Here is a 16,262-nt window from a genome sequence, read left to right on the forward strand (position 1 = left end):
TAGTTTAGCGATTGACACCCTAATTACTATCACCTATAATGAGATTTGATGAACCGTTTTGTCTTAGATGGTCTGTTCGGAGGGAGGGAAAACTGTTGTCAGAAACTCGAGTTCGTAAGAACGAAACTATAGATGCTGCACTTCGTCGCTTTAAGCGTTCCATCGCTAAGGATGGCGTTCTTGCAGAAGTTAAAAAACGTAAGCATTATGACAAGCCTAGCGTTAAGCGTAAGCTTAAATCTGAGGCTGCTCGTAAAAGAAAGTTCTAGGAGGCAACATGAGCTTAAGCGATCGATTGAACGAAGATATGAAACAAGCGATGAAGAGTCAGGACAAGTTTAAGCTCTCTGTAATTCGAATGGTACGTTCTACGATTAAGAATTCTGAGATTGATCTGAAAAGACCCTTAGACGACAATGAAGTGCTTGATGTTCTAACTCGTGAGATCAAACAGCGTAAGGATTCCCTCCAAGAATTTACTAAGGCAGGTCGTGAAGATCTAGCCGACAACCTGAGTGCAGAACTTGTTATTTTAGCTGAGTACATGCCGCAACAGCTTTCTGAGGAAGAAGTGAAAGCCATTGTACAGCAGACCATCCAGCAAATTGGTGCTTCTTCCAAAGCGGATATGGGCAAAGTGATGACGGCATTGATGCCTCAGGTTAAAGGACGCGCTGATGGTAAGCTTATCAATCAGTTAGTTCAACAACTATTAGGTTAATACCAAATATGTTTTGTAAAGACTAAGTGGATCATTCCACTTAGTCTTTTTTCCATTTCAGGAGCTTTTCTCTATTTTTCTAAATAAATTCTGAAACAGTTCATACATTAATACGTACATACCTGTGAGAAGGAAGTTTATAGGGAAGGAGTGAACGACGATGTTTCTTGACCATTTGTCAACGTTTCTGACTCATCCTATTACAGCTACGGTGTTATTGATGGTAGGTATCATCGGCATTGCGCTTGAGCTGCTTTTTTTTAGTAGTGGATTGTTGGCCTTGGCAGGGGTTGCTGGCTTTGGATTATATTTTTTGGGCTTCTATTTGGCTGGCTTTGCAAGCTTCGGTGATTTAGCGGTTTTGGGCCTAGGTTTGGTACTACTCATTTTAGAATTGGTTGTGCCCAGCTTTGGCATTCTCAGTGTACTAGGCGCCATTTGCCTTTTCGGCGGCGTCATGATGGCGTCATCCGATCCGAAAGAAGCGGCGTTTATGCTAATGATTGCTCTGCTAGTTGCGCTTGTAGCTATCATTGCAGCCATTCGTACGTTTAAGCATCGAGGGGTTTGGAACCGTTTTATTTTAAAGGACCAGCTTACGACAAGCAAAGGCTTTACATCGAATCCTGACCATACCTATCTTATAGGCAAAGCAGGTGAAGCGATCACGCCACTGCGACCTGCAGGTACGGCAATGATTCAAGGTGAACGTGTTGATGTCGTGACGCTTGGCAGTTTTATTTCCGTCAATCAATCGATTGTTGTCGTAGAAGTTGAAGGAGTTCGTGTTGTAGTCAAAGAACTGAAAGATGTGAAAGAAGTGGATAACCAACATAACATTAAGGAGGAAATAAAAAATGACGATTGAACCCGGCTTATACTTGGTGCTGCTTGCAGCCATTATTATTATCGTGTTATCGATCTTACTTAGTGTCGTTCCTGTTATGCTATGGATATCTGCATTAGCTTCCGGTGTAAGAATCAGTATCATTACCTTGATTGCGATGAGACTCCGTCGCGTTACGCCTAGTCGCATTGTGAATCCGATGATTAAAGCAACGAAAGCGGGTATTGATCTTAGTGTCAATCAATTGGAAAGTCACTACTTAGCAGGTGGTAATGTTGACCGCGTGGTGAACGCTCTAATTGCAGCGCATCGTGCCAAAATTCATTTGGAATTCGAGCGCGCGGCAGCGATTGATCTAGCGGGTCGTGATGTGTTGTTAGCGGTTCAAATGAGTGTTAACCCACGTGTGATCGAAACGCCGAATGTTTCGGCTGTCGCGAAAAATGGGATTGAAGTTAAAGTTATTGCAAGGGTAACCGTTCGTGCGAATATCGACCGTCTCGTCGGTGGTGCCGGGGAAGAAACGATTATTGCCCGTGTTGGTGAGGGGATCGTTACAACTGTTGGTTCCAGTGAATCACATAAGGATGTTTTGGAAAATCCAGATATGATTTCTCGGACCGTGCTGGGCAAAGGCTTGGATGCGGGCACAGCGTTTGAAATTTTGTCCATTGATATTGCGGATGTTGATGTGGGTAAAAATATCGGTGCACATTTGCAAACCGAGCAAGCTGAAGCTGACAAACGTATTGCCCAAGCCAAAGCAGAAGAACGTCGCGCAATGGCTGTAGCCGCTGAGCAAGAGATGAAAGCGAGAGTCGTCGAGATGCGTGCGAAGGTTGTTGAGTCGGAGTCGCAGGTACCACTTGCAATGGCAGAAGCATTGCGCAGTGGTCAATTGGGTGTAATGGATTATATGAATCTCAAAAACATTGAATCCGATACACAAATGCGTTCTTCACTAGGCAAAATAAACGATGGAAAAACTGAGAAAGAATAAGGATTGTGAGGTGATCCCATGGAACAGCTTATTCAATTCTTATTTAAGAACTGGTATCTAGTCATTATTGCTCTGACCTTCATCTATCAGGTGAACAGCAGGCGGCAGCGTGCGGGTCGTAGCGCTGGGCGACAAGGCATGCCGACCTTTGGGGATGCCCCAGGAGAAGCTAGAAGGCCTGTTGAAGCGAAGAGAGCTCAGACAGGGCATGCTGCATCCTCGTCTCGTCCAGAGCCCGTACGAGACGAGTTTAATCAGTCTGGCATAGGGGGCAAATCATTGCCTTCAGCTCCGAAGCCAAAAGCGTCGCCGTTCACGTCAACACCAGCCAAAAGCGGTGCAGCGCTTAGCTCGCCAATTTATGCGGAAGAAATATCATCTTCCAACCCTTTTCCAGCACAGCCGAATCGTGAACAAGTGCTGCAAGGTGTTGTATGGGCGGAAATATTAGGGCCGCCGCGTGCCAAGAAACCATATCGCAAATAAACGAATCAGAACCGTCCTCTTGCTGCTGCGAGAGGGCGGTTTTTTTGTGCGCAGTTTTCTCACATAAAAGCGGCTTCTGCCGCATAATTTGGTAGAAAGTCTATGCGCCTGTTGTTGCATTCTTGATCTTCTAGTTAGAGGGGGTACTGCCCAGCTATGCGTCGCTTGACCCGCAAATGGAACCAGTTCACGGCCAAGATCCTTGATCTTCCTCAAGATGTTGTACAGGATTTGCCGCGGATTACGATGATCGGCAACGTACAGCTATATGTAGAAAATCACCGGGGCGTACTGCATTTTTCTAGTGAAATTCTGAAGCTGGAGTTAACGAAAGGAACGCTCGAGGTTTGCGGCCAGAAATTGGTCATTCGAGCCATTCTTTCTGAAGAAGTATTCATTGAAGGCATCATAGATCACGTGAAATACATGCCTTAAAGAGGCAGTGCGAATGAGAACTGGAGGCTGATTCATGAAACAATCCCTATTCATTGCCCGATTGCGTGGCTATGTACGCATACAAATCCGTGGCAAGGACTGCGAAAGGTTGATTCATCCCATGGTGGAGGGCGGCTTCTCCATTTGGGATATTCAAGCTAGCAAAGATGGGAAGCTGGAGATGTGCATCCTCATCAAGGATTTCTTTCGCCTTCGACCGCTCTTGAAACGGACAGGCTGCAGAATGCACGTGATGGAGCGATTCGGTTTACCTTTTTTTATGGATAAAATTGGGCGGAGAAAAGTGTTGTTTGGCGGCATGGCGGCTTTCATCATTAGTCTATACTTGCTGACTTCTATGGTCTGGCAAGTGACGGTGGATGGCAATGACCGCATTGAAGCTTCTGATATTTTGCAAGCTGCTGCCAAGCAGGGTATATATAAATTCCAGTGGAAATTTCGATTGGATAAGACGGAGGAGCTTTCACGGGCGATTCAGCAACAGCTGCCGAGTGCAGCTTGGGTTGGTGTAGACATTCGTGGAACACATATCACGATTAAAGTTGTCGAGGCGACCATTCCCGGAAAAGGTCCATTGAAAAACCCTCGCAATATTGTCGCTTCCAAAAGTGCGCTAGTGACTGAAATTCAATCGGTAAAAGGAAAACCGATGGTTAAGCCGAATACGTATGTTCGGAAAGGGGCCATTTTGATCTCTGGAACCATTGGTGATGAGCAAAATAGTCAAGTCGTCGTTGCAGATGGTAAGATAAGGGGAGTTGTCTGGTATACCTCCCGAATCGAAGCGCCGCTTACGAAACAGTATAAAGTATATACAGGTGAAACTGTTCATCGAAGCTACCTCGTTTTTGGGACAAGAGCTCTCCAGCTTACAGGCTACGGCAAGACGGAATTTGAACATTTCGAAACGATTCCTGAGCGGAAATCACTTGCTTGGCGTTCGTTTTCATTTGGTCTCGGATGGCTTCATGAGAAAGTGATGGAGGTCCATCTGGTGGAGGAGCCGGTGGAAGCGGCAAATGCGAAAAAGGTAGGCATAGAGCAGGCTAGAGCGAAATTATTAGCGGCTGCAGGCGAGGATGCGAGGATCGTCGGAGAAAAAATTTTGCATGAAAAAACAGAGAATGGTAAAATTTATATAGACGTTCATTTTGAGGTCGAAGAGAATATAGCCGAAGAACAACCAATTGTGACACAAGGAGAATGAGGCCTGTTGATAGAGAATGCGCAATCTGTAAAAATTACATTGAAAAATCCGACCGAGGGTCTTGCTCTATTTGGGCCGCAGGATAAATTCCTACATATCATTGAACGGGAAATTGATGCTCAAATCTTTACGCGCGAAGCCGAAATAACGATTCAGGGCAGGGCTGCGGAAGTGAACTCACTTCAGCAGCTCTTTGAAGTTCTTTTGCAGCTTATCCGTAATAACTACACAGTAACAGAGCGTGATGTCGTGTATGCGATCGAGCTGGCGAAACAAATGAAGGCTGAGCAATTGCTGGATCTGTTCAAAGGCGAAATCACAACGACACATAAAGGTAAGCCAATTCGCGTTAAAACGATTGGCCAAAAGAAATATGTAGAAACGATTAAGAAGAAGGATATTGTCTTTGGAATTGGTCCTGCAGGGACGGGTAAGACTTATTTAGCTGTTGTTCTTGCTGTCACTCGCTTGAAAGAAGGCGCTGTTAAACGTATCGTTTTGACGCGTCCAGCCGTAGAAGCAGGCGAGAGCTTAGGGTTCCTTCCAGGGGACTTGCAGGAAAAAGTTGACCCTTATTTACGCCCATTGTATGATGCTCTTAATGATGTCCTAGGGCCTGAACAAGTTGCCAAGTCACTAGAACGTGGACTCATCGAAATTGCGCCACTAGCCTATATGAGAGGGCGTACACTGGACGATTCATTTATCATTTTGGATGAAGCACAGAATACAACGCCTGAGCAAATGAAGATGTTCCTTACGAGACTAGGTTTCGGTTCGAAGATGGTCATTACAGGTGATGTGACACAGATTGATTTACCGCGTGGCAAGTCATCTGGCTTGGTTGAAGCTTCTCGTATTCTGAGTGGCATTGAAGAGCTAGGCTTTATTCATTTTGATGAAGGTGATGTTGTGCGTCATTCACTCGTTCAGAAAATTATTGTAGCTTACAACGCTGAAATGAATAAGTAAGGAAGCTAGGTTGGATAGATAGAGAGGAATGACCTCCGTAATGAAAAATGAAGTGCAAATGAAAGGCAAATTTCATTACCGACTGAGCGGATGGAAATACAATACCAGTTTAAGAATACTTTTGTTTATCATATTGGGATTGATCTTCTACGTCACCCTCTATGCTAAGCTTGTTCCACAAGTTTTTGATATTACGTTAGGCATGAAAAGCGAGAAGACGATTTATGCTCCGGAACAGATTGAGAACGCTGTCGCCACTGAGCAAGCGAAGGAAGACGCCGCAAAGCGCGTTCAACCTGTTTACAAGATCGTTAATCTTAAAAATGAAGTCATTAGTGATGCTATTTTTGATAAATTATCTCAGATCAACGCAGATGAAGAAGTGAAATTCGATGATAAGGTTAGCATTTATCGCCGAGTCATCCCACAGCTCATTAGTGATTTGACGAATGATGCTATCAAAACCCTGCGGAATAGTGGGCAATACAACGATTTGCTGTTGGAACAAATTCAGCTGGGGCTTGCGGATCAGAAGTATCCGCTTCCAGAGGAAGTATATTTTAAATTGCCTAGGTTGACCAAGGAAGACCTTGCAGATATGCGTCCTGTGACGAAAGAAATCGTTACGAAGCTGATGAATGATCAAATCCTCGATGCACAGACTGCGCGAGCTAAAGTCGCAGAGGTCGTGAATACATCGAATTTGGCTAAGAACACATCACGTGAGATGGTAACTGAAATTGCCAGAGCCTTGATCACGCCGAATAAATTTTTTGATCAAAAGGGTACAGATGATGCAAAAGGACAAGCCAGAAGCAATATGAAGACCGTCTATATTAACAAGAATGATGTCCTGGTTAAGGCTGGAGATGTCATTACAGAAGAAATATACACGCGGTTGGAAAAGCTGAAGCTGTTAAAGGATAAAGCAAATCATTTGCCTCAGATAGGGCTTGGCATTCTTTGTGCGCTATTGTCATTCGTTATTTTTATGTTTGTTAGACAGAGCAACTTGCAGGTGAAATACAACAATTCGCAGCTCGTTATGCTCGTTTTGATTTTTATCATGAATATTGCAGGGATGAAAATCATTTCACTGCTCCAGAATCTCAATTATCCCTTTATCGGGTATCTGGCTCCTACAGCGCTTGGCAGTATATTGATCGCTATTTTGCTGGACGCACCTCTTGCTTTTATTTCTTCAGTTTTGTTTTCGATTACGGCTAGTATTATTTTTAATACGGAGCACGATGCGCTATTCGATTTTCGATTTGGCTTAGTAACCTTAGTCATTTGTTTTAGCGGCGTGTTTACGATTCAGCGAGCAAGTCAAAGAGCCACCATTTTGAAAGCAGGTCTGATGATCGCCTTTTTCTCAATGTTGACGATATCGGCCATGCTGTTAATGGAAGATCAGTTTCAGCAAAGGGAAGCTCTACTGTCATTGGCTTTTGCAACAGCGGGCGGTTTAGTGACGGTTGTTTTTGTTATCGGATTACTCCCGTTTTTTGAAGCTTCCTTTGGGATTCTATCACCGCTTAAGCTTGTGGAGCTGTCCAATCCGAATCATCCTTTGCTTCGCAAGCTGCTTACCGAAACGCCAGGTACGTATCACCACAGTGTCATGGTAGGCAACCTATCCGAGGCTGCCGCAGAATCCATTGGTGCAGACGGGCTTTTATGCCGTGTAGGTTCGTATTATCATGATATCGGCAAAACCAAACGACCTAGCTATTTTATTGAAAATCAAACGAATATTGAGAACCCGCATGATCGCATCGATCCGAATTTAAGTAAATCAATTATTATTGCGCATCCGCGCGATGGGGTTGAAATGCTGAAGGATTATAAGATGCCTAAGCCGATTCGTGATATCGCTGAACAGCATCATGGGACAACATTACTGCACTATTTCTATCATAAAGCGAAGAAGATTGCCGAAGAAGAGAATAGTGACAAAGGAATACGTGAAGAAGACTTCCGTTATCCTGGCCCTAAAGCGCAATCCAAGGAAGCGGCTATTGTGGGGATTGCTGATAGCGTTGAAGCAGCGGTACGCTCATTGCGTAACCCGACCCTTGAACAAATCGATTCCATGGTAACCAAAATTATTAAATCACGCTTGGATGATGGTCAGTTCAATGAATGTGACCTCACATTGAAGGAACTGGACAAAATTGCGAAGACGTTGAATGAAACCTTGTTAGGAATTTTCCATTCTCGCATTGAATATCCAAGTGAACTAACGGCTAAGAAGCCAGGAGCATAAGAAGGAGGACTATTGATTATGGCGAGTGTAGATTTGACGTTAGCATGGAGCAGTGAGCAGGAAGAGAAAGAAATCTCACCTGCCTTTATTGAAAAGCTGGAAGAGCTGCTAAAGCTTGCAGGCGAGCTTGAAGGTGTTACGGAAGGTGAGGTTGCACTCACTTTCGTGGATGATGAAACGATTCAGGACTTGAATAAGCAGTACCGTGATTTAGATAAACCGACGGATGTTTTATCTTTCGCGATGAGCGAATTCGGTGATGATGAAATTCGAATCAATTACGAGGACGATGGCGAAGATACTGATGACGGTGAGCTTGAAGAAGGGGAGACCGTCTCTGAGGCGTTTATCGAACCGCTTGGCGATATTATCATTTCGGTGCCGCGTGCGATTGCACAGGCCGAAGAATATGGTCATTCCGTAGAACGTGAGCTTGGATTTTTGTTCGTCCATGGTTTCCTCCATTTGATCGGTTATGATCATCAGAGTGAAGAGGAAGAGAAAGTGATGTTCGCTAAACAGGAGGACATTTTGCAGAAAGCAGGCTTGACGCGCTAATGTCGGGCGGCTTCCGGAAATGGCGCAGAAGCTTTCGTTATGCCTATGAAGGAATCAAATATGCACTAGATACGCAGCGCAATATGAAATTTCATTTTTTCGTTGCGTTTCTTGTGCTATTAGCAGCACTTTTCATCCATTTATCCAAAACCGATATTTTGTTTATCTTGTTAGCGGTAACGCTCATGATTGTGACGGAATTAATTAATACGGCTGTGGAAAAAACAGTGGATTTGGCTATGCCAGACCGCCATCCGCTTGCCAAAATTGCGAAGGACGTCGCCGCGGCGTCCGTATTGGTGTCTGCACTGTTTGCTGTCGTAGTCGGGCTGGTGGTGTTCTATGAACCGATCGATCAATGGATCCGACACGCTAGACTGCAAGAAGCCCCGCTGTCAGCAGGTGCGATATGGATTTTAATTGCACTTGTTATGCTAACCGTAATTGTGATCGAAACGCGATTCTCGGACAAAGGGAAGCTAGTGCGACCGAGTCTACTAACAGCCATCGCTTTTGCCATTTCTACTGTTATTCTAATGCTTGTCACTGAAACGATTGCCGTATTGCTCGCATATACGCTCTCAATTATTATCTTTATTGTGCTATATGATAAAAAAACTAGGCCGTTCCCAGCGCTCTTTTTGGGCGCAATGATTGGCATTGTCGTGACGCTTCTCGCTTTTACATGCCTAAACATGCTATAACTTAACTATAAATATAAAAGGGTGGATGGCTATGAATCCGCAAGAACTCATTGAATTCGCTAAGGAAGCGATGAAGCGAGCCTATACGCCTTATTCCCACTTTCAAGTCGGCGCCGCGTTATTGGACGCGAATGGACAAGTCCATTTAGGCTGTAATGTCGAAAATGCCGCCTATGGCCCGACAAACTGTGCTGAACGAACAGCGTTATTCCGTGCCATTGCAGATGGACATCCACGTGGATCTTTCCAAGCAATCGCCGTCACGGGAGATACAGAGGGACCGATTTCGCCATGTGGCGTATGTCGACAAGTATTGATAGAATTGTGCGAACCAGATATGCCTGTTTATTTGAGCAATATCAAAGGAGCTTTCGTTCAAACCACAGTGGCTGCGTTGTTGCCAGGCGCTTTTACAACGAAAGATTTGCATACAAATGGAGGATAAGTAGAAGTGGCCAAAAAAGAATTTAAATCAGGTTTTGTCGCGATTATCGGACGGCCGAATGTCGGTAAATCAACGCTAATGAACCAAATTATTGGACAAAAGATTGCGATTATGTCCGATAAGCCGCAAACGACTAGAAATAAGATCCATGGCGTGTACACGTCTGATAATGGACAGATTGTTTTTCTAGATACACCAGGTATCCATAAACCGACATCGAAGCTAGGTGATTACATGAGTAAAGTTGCTCATGGCACACTTGGCGAGGTAGATGCTGTGTTGTTCTTGGTTGATGTCGTTGATGGTATTGGCGGAGGAGACCGTTATATTATCGAGCAATTGAAGCATGTTGAAACGCCGGTTATTTTGGTGTTGAACAAAATTGACCTTGTCCAGCCTGAAGCACTGCTTCAGATTATTACGAATTATAAGGATTTGTATAATTTCGCTGAAATTATACCTGTATCCGCGTTGAAGGGTAACAATGTCACTACACTTCTGGAGCAAATTATTCGCTATTTGCCAGAAGGTCCTCAATACTACCCAGCAGATCAAATCACGGATCATCCGGAGCAATTCGTATGCGCGGAGCTTGTGCGTGAGAAAATTTTGCACATGACGCGGGAAGAAATTCCTCACTCCATTGCGGTGCAAATTGAAGATATGCGTGTCGAACCCAATGGGATTGTTCATATTTCGGCGGTCATTTTCGTAGAGCGCGAATCGCAAAAAGGGATCGTTATTGGCAAACAAGGCGCATTGCTCAAGGAAATTGGCAGACAAGCTCGTCGAGATATTGAAACACTATTAGGCTCCAAAACCTTCCTAGAGCTATGGGTGAAAGTGAAGAAAGACTGGAGAAATCAAGACAGAGTGCTTCGCGATCTAGGTTTCCGTCACGAGTAATTTCGTAATTCCCTGAGAGTACCAGTTTTTACACCGCATAGTAGAGCGTCACCTGCACATCCTATGAACATCACGTTCGATGGGGAGGATGCTGAACATGAAAGATTTTTCGTGGACGTATTTTTCAAAGACCGGTGATGTGGACGCCTATCTGCTGTACAAACAAGTCACAGGAGAACCTGGCATGGATTCGGAAGTACAAGAAGAAGATCAAAGTAACGAAGAGCCGCTCGATGGTCTGAATATGTGACAGCAAAGAATCGTGTGTTCAGAGCGGCCTTCATGGGGGAAGCTATTTGCTGCATAGCGTTCAAGGAATTGTCATTCGTAGCATGGACTACGGAGAAGGCAACAAAATTATACGGTTATTCACCCCCGAGCTGGGGAAAGTTGGCGTTATGGCTCGCGGCGCGAAGAAACTGAAGAGCAAGCATGGCGCCGTTACGCAGCTGTTTACGTACGGCGATTTTGTTTTTTTTAAACAACGAGGTCAGATGGGTTCGCTGAATGGTGCTGAGATTATCGAAGCCCACCACGCTTTGAGAGAAGACTTACATAAGTCTGCATATGCATCATACTTAGCAGAGATGACGGATCGCATGCTGGGTGATGAAGAAGGCAACAACTACATTTTCGAACAGCTTAAAGCCGGCTTAATGGCGATTGAAGAGAATAAGGATATGCAGATCGTCACCCATCTTTATGAAATGAAGATGTTCGATTTAGCTGGTTACTTACCCGTTACGGATGCCTGTGTTGCTTGTGGTGAAACGACAGGGCTTACTTCGTTCAGCCCCAACATGGGTGGAACGCTATGCGGGCGTTGTCGCTTTAAAGACACCTCAGGAATCCTGATTGGTGAAGGCACGTATAAGCTGCTCAAATTATTCCCTAAAATGGATATGCGTAGACTGGGCTCTGTTCAAGTGAAAGACGAGACGAAACAACAGCTCAAGCAATGCATGCGTGCTTACATGGATGTGCATGTAGGTGTGCAATGGAAATCCAGAAACTTCATTGAACAGATGGAGAAATACAATATTTAAACGTTTTTGGCCTCATTTGACATGTGATTGTCGCTTTGATATGATGTGGTTGAAATCACCTCGCCCTTGTGCTATCAGCATAGCGGTGAGGTTTTTCTCATGCTTTCGTTCTGTTCTGAAGTTCTTTACATACAAATGCTAGTGTAGGGTCTTGTCCCTGCTGAAAGGGGTTAGGAAAATGGAACATCCACAACCTACTCGTGTCTATGTTGTTTCGGATTCCGTCGGGGAAACGGGAGAATCTGTTGTTCGGGCAGCAGCGATGCAGTTTCATCCTGTGCCTGTTGAAATATTGCGAGCGCCATTTATTCATGATTTTGAGGGTATTGATAAAGTGATTAATGGGATTCGTGCCCATGGTGGCATTGTAGTGTTCACCTTAGTTATTCCGGAATTGCGGGATGATTTAATTGCCAAGGCGAAGCAATATGATATTCCGTATATTGATTTGCTAGGGCCTGTGGTGACGACGTTAGGAAACGCACTCCGCCAAGAGCCGCGTAGACAACCGGGCATGATTCATCCGTTGGATGAGGATTATTTCAAAAAGGTAGAAGCCGTCGAATTTGCAGTTAAATATGATGATGGTCGAGATTTTAGCGGTATTCAGAAAGCAGATATTATTCTATTGGGTGTATCCCGTACGTCTAAAACACCGTTATCAATGTATCTAGCTCACAAAAGATTGAAGGTAGCTAACGTGCCGTTAGTGCCGGAAATGCAGCCTCCTGCAGCGATTTATACCGTTCCTAAAGAGAAGATTATCGGCTTGCGCATTGACCCGGCTAAGTTAAACGTGATACGTCAAGAACGGCTTCGTACGCTCGGACTTGCAGAAAATGCAACCTATGCGAATGTAGAACGTATTAAAATAGAACTGGATTTTGCAGATAAAATTATGAGCAAAATCGGTTGCGTGATCTTCGATGTATCCAATCGCGCGGTAGAAGAAACAGCCAGTTTAATCATGGATCATATTGAACATATCTAGGAAGCTTTATGTTCTGGCTTGCAGGATTTTTTGTAAGTCCATCGTATATAATAGTACGGTGAGATTTCAAATAAAGGCAGGGGCTGACACTTGACTGCAAGAAGTATTATAGTTGATGCCGATGCTTGTCCTGTAAAATCAGAGATCGAGCAGGCGGGTAGACAGTTTGGCGTACAAGTTGTTCTAGTTGCTTCTTTCGATCATAAGATGAAGGAAAATCCAGGTGTGAAGGTTGTTCAAGTAGATCGTTCCGATCAATCTGTCGATTTATATATTGCCAATCAGATTCGGTCAGGTGATATTTTAGTAACGCAAGACTTTGGCCTAGCCGCGTTAGGTCTCGCGAAAGGTTCAATTTGTTTGACGAATCGGGGGCAGGAATATACCGATAGTTCGATTGATTATCTGTTGGAACGCCGCCATGCTTCCGCGAAAATGCGTAGAAATGGCAAGCATACGAAAGGGCCAAAACCCTTTACAGAGACGGATCGTAAAAATTTTCTACATGGTTTGACAAATCTTTTAGAAAAATTGCAGGAAATCGAAAATGAATAGCGAATAGTAATTAGTCGGAAAAGCGACCTGAATTGTAGGTGGATTGAAATGAGGTACGGACGCATACCTGAAGAGGTTATTGAGGCTGTACTGAAGCGCCATGATATCGTCGATGTCATCGGCAGGCACGTACATTTAAGCAAACAAGGGCATTATATGAAAGGACTATGTCCATTTCATTCGGAGAAAAGTCCATCGTTTACGGTTACACCAGAGAAACAGATTTATCGTTGCTTTGGGTGCCAAGCAGGCGGAAACTTGATTCGATTCGTTATGGAAATAGAAGGCTTGAGTTTTGCAGAAGCAATCACGAAGCTTGCCGAAGATGCGGACATCCCTATTACATGGGAGGAAGTATCAGAAGAGCAGAATGAACAGCAGCAAGAAAAAGCGACATTATTAAAAGCTTACGAATTTGCAGCAAAGTTCTACCATTATGTTGTAGGGAATACTGATCAAGGCAAAGCAGCCAAAGGATATTTAACTTCTAGAGGAATCTCAGATAAGCTGATTGACACCTTTCAGATTGGTTATGCTCCTCTCATGTGGGACACGCTCGTTCAGCAACTAGACAAGCGAGGGTTTGATTTAGCTCTTATGGAAAAAGGCGGACTCATATCCGCAAAGCATGAAGGTCATGGTTACGTGGACAAATTCCGTGAACGTATCATGTTCCCTATTTGCGACTCTACAGGGAAGGTTATTGCTTTCGCTGGTAGAGCTATGGGAGACGCGCAGCCCAAATATTTAAATAGTCCCGAGTCCATTCTTTTTAATAAAAGCAGGACGTTGTATAATTTTCATCTTGCGCGGCCGAATATGCGTAAGCAGCAGCAAGCCGTTATATTTGAAGGTTATGTGGATTTGATTAAAGCTTGGGAAGCTGGCATCACCAATGGTGTTGCGACGATGGGGACGGCACTGACGAAAGAGCATGCTTCCTTATTGAACCGCAATGCAGACGAAATCGTCATTTGCTATGACGGCGACAATGCAGGTCAATCCGCTGCTTACAAGAGCATTCCTTTATTGGAGGAAGCCGGAAGCCGAGTTACGGTTGCGATGCTGCCAGACGGCAAGGATCCTGACGATTATGTTCGTCAATATGGGTTTGACCGATTCGCTCGGGAGATTATTGGAGCTTCCGTGCCATCGATGAAATATAAGCTATTATATATACGCAAAAATTTTAAATTGCATGAGGACGGTGACCGACTACGTTATCTGCAATCCGCTGTAAAATTAATTAGTCAGCTGCAATCTCCAATGGAACGCGAACATTATCTCAAACAGTTGGCTTCCGAATTTCCGGATTCGTCTTACGAAGCCATGAAGTTAGATCTCCATGAATTGTTATTGCAATCGGAAAAAAACCGACCAGATGGGGATAATAAACCAATTCTGTGGAATAATGTTATGAATAATGGGAGACCAGCGGAACGAACCAAGAAAAAATCACCTTCGTTACTACCTGCGTATCATAATGCGGAACGATTGATTTTAGCTGTTATGATGCATGATCGAGACGTTTGTGCACATGTGGAAGCGCAATTGGGTGACCAGTTTAATGTTGAAGCTCACGCAGTCTTAGCTGCTTATTTATATGCTTACTACGCTCAGTATTTAGAGCCCGACGCAAGCCGATACATTGCCATGCTGCAAGACGAACAGCTGGAGAGCTTGGCTAGCTCCATCGTTATGATGGGAGCCGGTCATGGAATGAACGAACAAGTGATTGACGACTATATTCGCCAAATTCGCAAAGTTCCAATGCAAGAAGAAGTTGAACGAAAGAAAGAAGAGCAAGCTCGCGCAGTACGCGAGGGAGACCATCTTAAAGCTGCGCAAATAGCAATTGAAATTATTGCCCTAGAAAAACGGTTGAAGTCATCTTAGCTAGACTGACATGACTAGGGAGGAGGGAGTCCGTACCATGGCGAATGATCAGCGTACAGAATTAGAGACAGAATTGACCCTGGACCAGGTGAAAGACCAACTTATCGAGCAGGGGAAAAAACGGTCCTCACTAACTTACAAGGATATCATGGAGAAATTAGCTCCCTTCGATCAGGATCCTGAGCAAATCGATGAGTTCTTTGAACAACTTTCCGAGCAAGGAATTGATGTGGGGAATGAATCGGATGAAGATTCGATGAATCCTGAAGAAAACGAGCGCGACGAATTTAACTTCGATGATGATCTGGCTTTACCGCCGGGGATTAAAATTAACGATCCAGTTCGGATGTATTTGAAAGAAATTGGTCGCGTACCGCTTCTTTCCGCGGAAGACGAAGTGGGCCTAGCCAAACGTATTGAAAATGGTGACGAGGAAGCGAAACGTCGTCTTGCAGAAGCGAACCTTCGACTCGTTGTAAGTATTGCCAAACGTTATGTCGGTCGCGGCATGCTTTTCCTTGATTTGATTCAAGAAGGTAATATGGGTCTTATTAAGGCTGTTGAAAAGTTTGACCATACCAAAGGATACAAATTCAGTACCTATGCGACTTGGTGGATTCGTCAAGCGATTACTCGTGCGATTGCCGACCAAGCGAGAACGATTCGTATTCCGGTACATATGGTTGAAACAATTAACAAATTGATTCGTGTTTCTCGTCAATTACTGCAAGAATTGGGGCGCGAACCTACGCCAGAAGAAATTGCAAAAGAGATGGATTTAAGCACGGATAAAGTTCGTGAAATCATGAAAATCGCGCAAGAGCCTGTTTCTTTGGAAACACCGATTGGTGAAGAAGATGATTCACATTTAGGGGATTTTATCGAGGATCAAGAGGCACTGGCACCTGCTGATGCAGCTGCGTACGAGCTTTTGAAAGAACAGCTTGAAGACGTGCTTGATACGTTAACTGAAAGGGAAGAAAACGTACTTCGCTTGCGTTTTGGACTTGATGATGGACGTACAAGAACATTAGAAGAAGTAGGAAAAGTATTCGGTGTTACGCGCGAACGGATTCGTCAGATCGAAGCAAAAGCTTTGCGGAAGCTGAGACATCCTAGCCGTAGTAAACGTTTGAAGGACTTTTTGGAATAAAATCGCTATGAGTGGGCCCTGCCAAATTCGGCGGGGTCTTCTTTTTGTAG

Annotated in this window: 19 protein-coding genes; all 19 read left to right on the plus strand. The window is 44.3% G+C overall.

Annotated elements, in window-relative coordinates; translation table 11 throughout:
* Positions 1-95: 95 nt before the first annotated feature.
* Positions 96-269 (plus strand): 30S ribosomal protein S21, encoded by a 174-nt coding sequence (gene rpsU / locus AC58UX_RS17625; protein WP_028558020.1) that lies wholly within the window; start codon positions 96-98, stop codon positions 267-269.
* Positions 270-277: 8 nt separating this feature from the next.
* Positions 278-721: a GatB/YqeY domain-containing protein gene (locus tag AC58UX_RS17630; protein WP_497255013.1), complete on the plus strand. Its 444-nt coding sequence runs from the start codon at positions 278-280 to the stop codon at positions 719-721.
* 160 nt (positions 722-881) lie between these two features.
* Positions 882-1,589 carry an NfeD family protein gene (locus AC58UX_RS17635; RefSeq protein ID WP_497255015.1) on the plus strand — a complete coding sequence of 236 codons (708 nt, stop codon included), beginning with the start codon at positions 882-884 and terminating at the stop codon, positions 1,587-1,589.
* A complete protein-coding gene (gene floA, locus AC58UX_RS17640; RefSeq protein ID WP_497255017.1) occupies positions 1,579-2,568 on the plus strand; it encodes a flotillin-like protein FloA in 990 nt (329 codons plus the stop codon). Before AC58UX_RS17635 ends, floA begins: the two co-directional genes overlap by 11 nt.
* An 18-nt stretch (positions 2,569-2,586) precedes the next feature.
* Complete coding sequence (locus AC58UX_RS17645) at positions 2,587-3,054, plus strand: YqfB family membrane protein (RefSeq protein WP_497255019.1); 468 nt, start codon at positions 2,587-2,589, stop codon at positions 3,052-3,054.
* Between the two features lie 156 nt (positions 3,055-3,210).
* A complete protein-coding gene (yqfC, locus tag AC58UX_RS17650) occupies positions 3,211-3,489 on the plus strand; it encodes a sporulation protein YqfC (RefSeq protein ID WP_497255021.1) in 279 nt (92 codons plus the stop codon).
* A 34-nt stretch (positions 3,490-3,523) separates the two neighbouring features.
* Positions 3,524-4,717, plus strand: coding sequence for a sporulation protein YqfD (yqfD, locus tag AC58UX_RS17655; RefSeq protein WP_497255023.1), 1,194 nt, complete (start codon positions 3,524-3,526; stop codon positions 4,715-4,717).
* A gap of 6 nt (positions 4,718-4,723) precedes the next feature.
* On the plus strand, positions 4,724-5,689 hold the full coding sequence (locus AC58UX_RS17660; protein ID WP_497255025.1) for a PhoH family protein: 966 nt from the start codon (positions 4,724-4,726) through the stop codon (positions 5,687-5,689).
* 40 nt (positions 5,690-5,729) lie between these two features.
* Positions 5,730-7,958, plus strand: coding sequence for an HD family phosphohydrolase (locus AC58UX_RS17665; RefSeq protein WP_497255027.1), 2,229 nt, complete (start codon positions 5,730-5,732; stop codon positions 7,956-7,958).
* 18 nt (positions 7,959-7,976) lie between these two features.
* Complete coding sequence (gene ybeY / locus AC58UX_RS17670) at positions 7,977-8,516, plus strand: rRNA maturation RNase YbeY (protein WP_497255029.1); 540 nt, start codon at positions 7,977-7,979, stop codon at positions 8,514-8,516.
* Entirely contained in the window at positions 8,516-9,220 is a 705-nt protein-coding gene (locus tag AC58UX_RS17675) for a diacylglycerol kinase (RefSeq protein WP_497255032.1), read from the plus strand. The genes ybeY and AC58UX_RS17675 overlap by 1 nt, the downstream gene beginning before the upstream one ends.
* A gap of 31 nt (positions 9,221-9,251) precedes the next feature.
* Positions 9,252-9,665, plus strand: a complete 414-nt coding sequence (cdd, locus tag AC58UX_RS17680; RefSeq protein ID WP_497255034.1) for a cytidine deaminase — start codon at positions 9,252-9,254, stop codon at positions 9,663-9,665.
* A gap of 6 nt (positions 9,666-9,671) precedes the next feature.
* Entirely contained in the window at positions 9,672-10,571 is a 900-nt protein-coding gene (era, locus tag AC58UX_RS17685) for a GTPase Era (RefSeq protein ID WP_497255035.1), read from the plus strand.
* 97 nt (positions 10,572-10,668) lie between these two features.
* A complete protein-coding gene (locus AC58UX_RS17690; protein ID WP_082593664.1) occupies positions 10,669-10,821 on the plus strand; it encodes a YqzL family protein in 153 nt (50 codons plus the stop codon).
* A gap of 46 nt (positions 10,822-10,867) precedes the next feature.
* Entirely contained in the window at positions 10,868-11,617 is a 750-nt protein-coding gene (gene recO, locus AC58UX_RS17695) for a DNA repair protein RecO (protein ID WP_497255038.1), read from the plus strand.
* Positions 11,618-11,795: 178 nt separating this feature from the next.
* A complete protein-coding gene (locus AC58UX_RS17700) occupies positions 11,796-12,608 on the plus strand; it encodes a pyruvate, water dikinase regulatory protein (protein ID WP_497255040.1) in 813 nt (270 codons plus the stop codon).
* Between the two features lie 90 nt (positions 12,609-12,698).
* A complete protein-coding gene (locus AC58UX_RS17705) occupies positions 12,699-13,163 on the plus strand; it encodes a YaiI/YqxD family protein (protein ID WP_497255042.1) in 465 nt (154 codons plus the stop codon).
* 48 nt (positions 13,164-13,211) lie between these two features.
* A complete protein-coding gene (gene dnaG, locus AC58UX_RS17710; RefSeq protein ID WP_497255044.1) occupies positions 13,212-15,059 on the plus strand; it encodes a DNA primase in 1,848 nt (615 codons plus the stop codon).
* Between the two features lie 37 nt (positions 15,060-15,096).
* The gene (gene rpoD / locus AC58UX_RS17715) at positions 15,097-16,212 is read left to right on the plus strand and encodes an RNA polymerase sigma factor RpoD (RefSeq protein ID WP_028558036.1); all 1,116 of its coding nucleotides are present in this window, start codon (positions 15,097-15,099) and stop codon (positions 16,210-16,212) included.
* The last annotated feature ends 50 nt before the right edge of the window (positions 16,213-16,262 follow it).

Source organism: Paenibacillus sp. J22P90, from assembly GCF_059692195.1.

Excerpts from the sequence above, each read along its gene's own strand:
- AC58UX_RS17690 (WP_082593664.1), top strand. The coding sequence starts at position 10,669 with ATGAAAGATTTTTCGTGGACGTATTTTTCAAAGACCGGTGATGTGGAC.
- dnaG (WP_497255044.1), top strand. The coding sequence starts at position 13,212 with ATGAGGTACGGACGCATACCTGAAGAGGTTATTGAGGCTGTACTGAAG.
- yqfC (WP_497255021.1), top strand. The coding sequence starts at position 3,211 with ATGCGTCGCTTGACCCGCAAATGGAACCAGTTCACGGCCAAGATCCTT.
- cdd (WP_497255034.1), top strand. The coding sequence starts at position 9,252 with ATGAATCCGCAAGAACTCATTGAATTCGCTAAGGAAGCGATGAAGCGA.
- AC58UX_RS17645 (WP_497255019.1), top strand. The coding sequence starts at position 2,587 with ATGGAACAGCTTATTCAATTCTTATTTAAGAACTGGTATCTAGTCATT.
- AC58UX_RS17665 (WP_497255027.1), top strand. The coding sequence starts at position 5,730 with ATGAAAAATGAAGTGCAAATGAAAGGCAAATTTCATTACCGACTGAGC.
- AC58UX_RS17675 (WP_497255032.1), top strand. The coding sequence starts at position 8,516 with ATGTCGGGCGGCTTCCGGAAATGGCGCAGAAGCTTTCGTTATGCCTAT.
- ybeY (WP_497255029.1), top strand. The coding sequence starts at position 7,977 with ATGGCGAGTGTAGATTTGACGTTAGCATGGAGCAGTGAGCAGGAAGAG.
- yqfD (WP_497255023.1), top strand. The coding sequence starts at position 3,524 with ATGAAACAATCCCTATTCATTGCCCGATTGCGTGGCTATGTACGCATA.
- AC58UX_RS17635 (WP_497255015.1), top strand. The coding sequence starts at position 882 with ATGTTTCTTGACCATTTGTCAACGTTTCTGACTCATCCTATTACAGCT.
- AC58UX_RS17630 (WP_497255013.1), top strand. The coding sequence starts at position 278 with ATGAGCTTAAGCGATCGATTGAACGAAGATATGAAACAAGCGATGAAG.
- floA (WP_497255017.1), top strand. The coding sequence starts at position 1,579 with ATGACGATTGAACCCGGCTTATACTTGGTGCTGCTTGCAGCCATTATT.
- rpoD (WP_028558036.1), top strand. The coding sequence starts at position 15,097 with ATGGCGAATGATCAGCGTACAGAATTAGAGACAGAATTGACCCTGGAC.
- AC58UX_RS17700 (WP_497255040.1), top strand. The coding sequence starts at position 11,796 with ATGGAACATCCACAACCTACTCGTGTCTATGTTGTTTCGGATTCCGTC.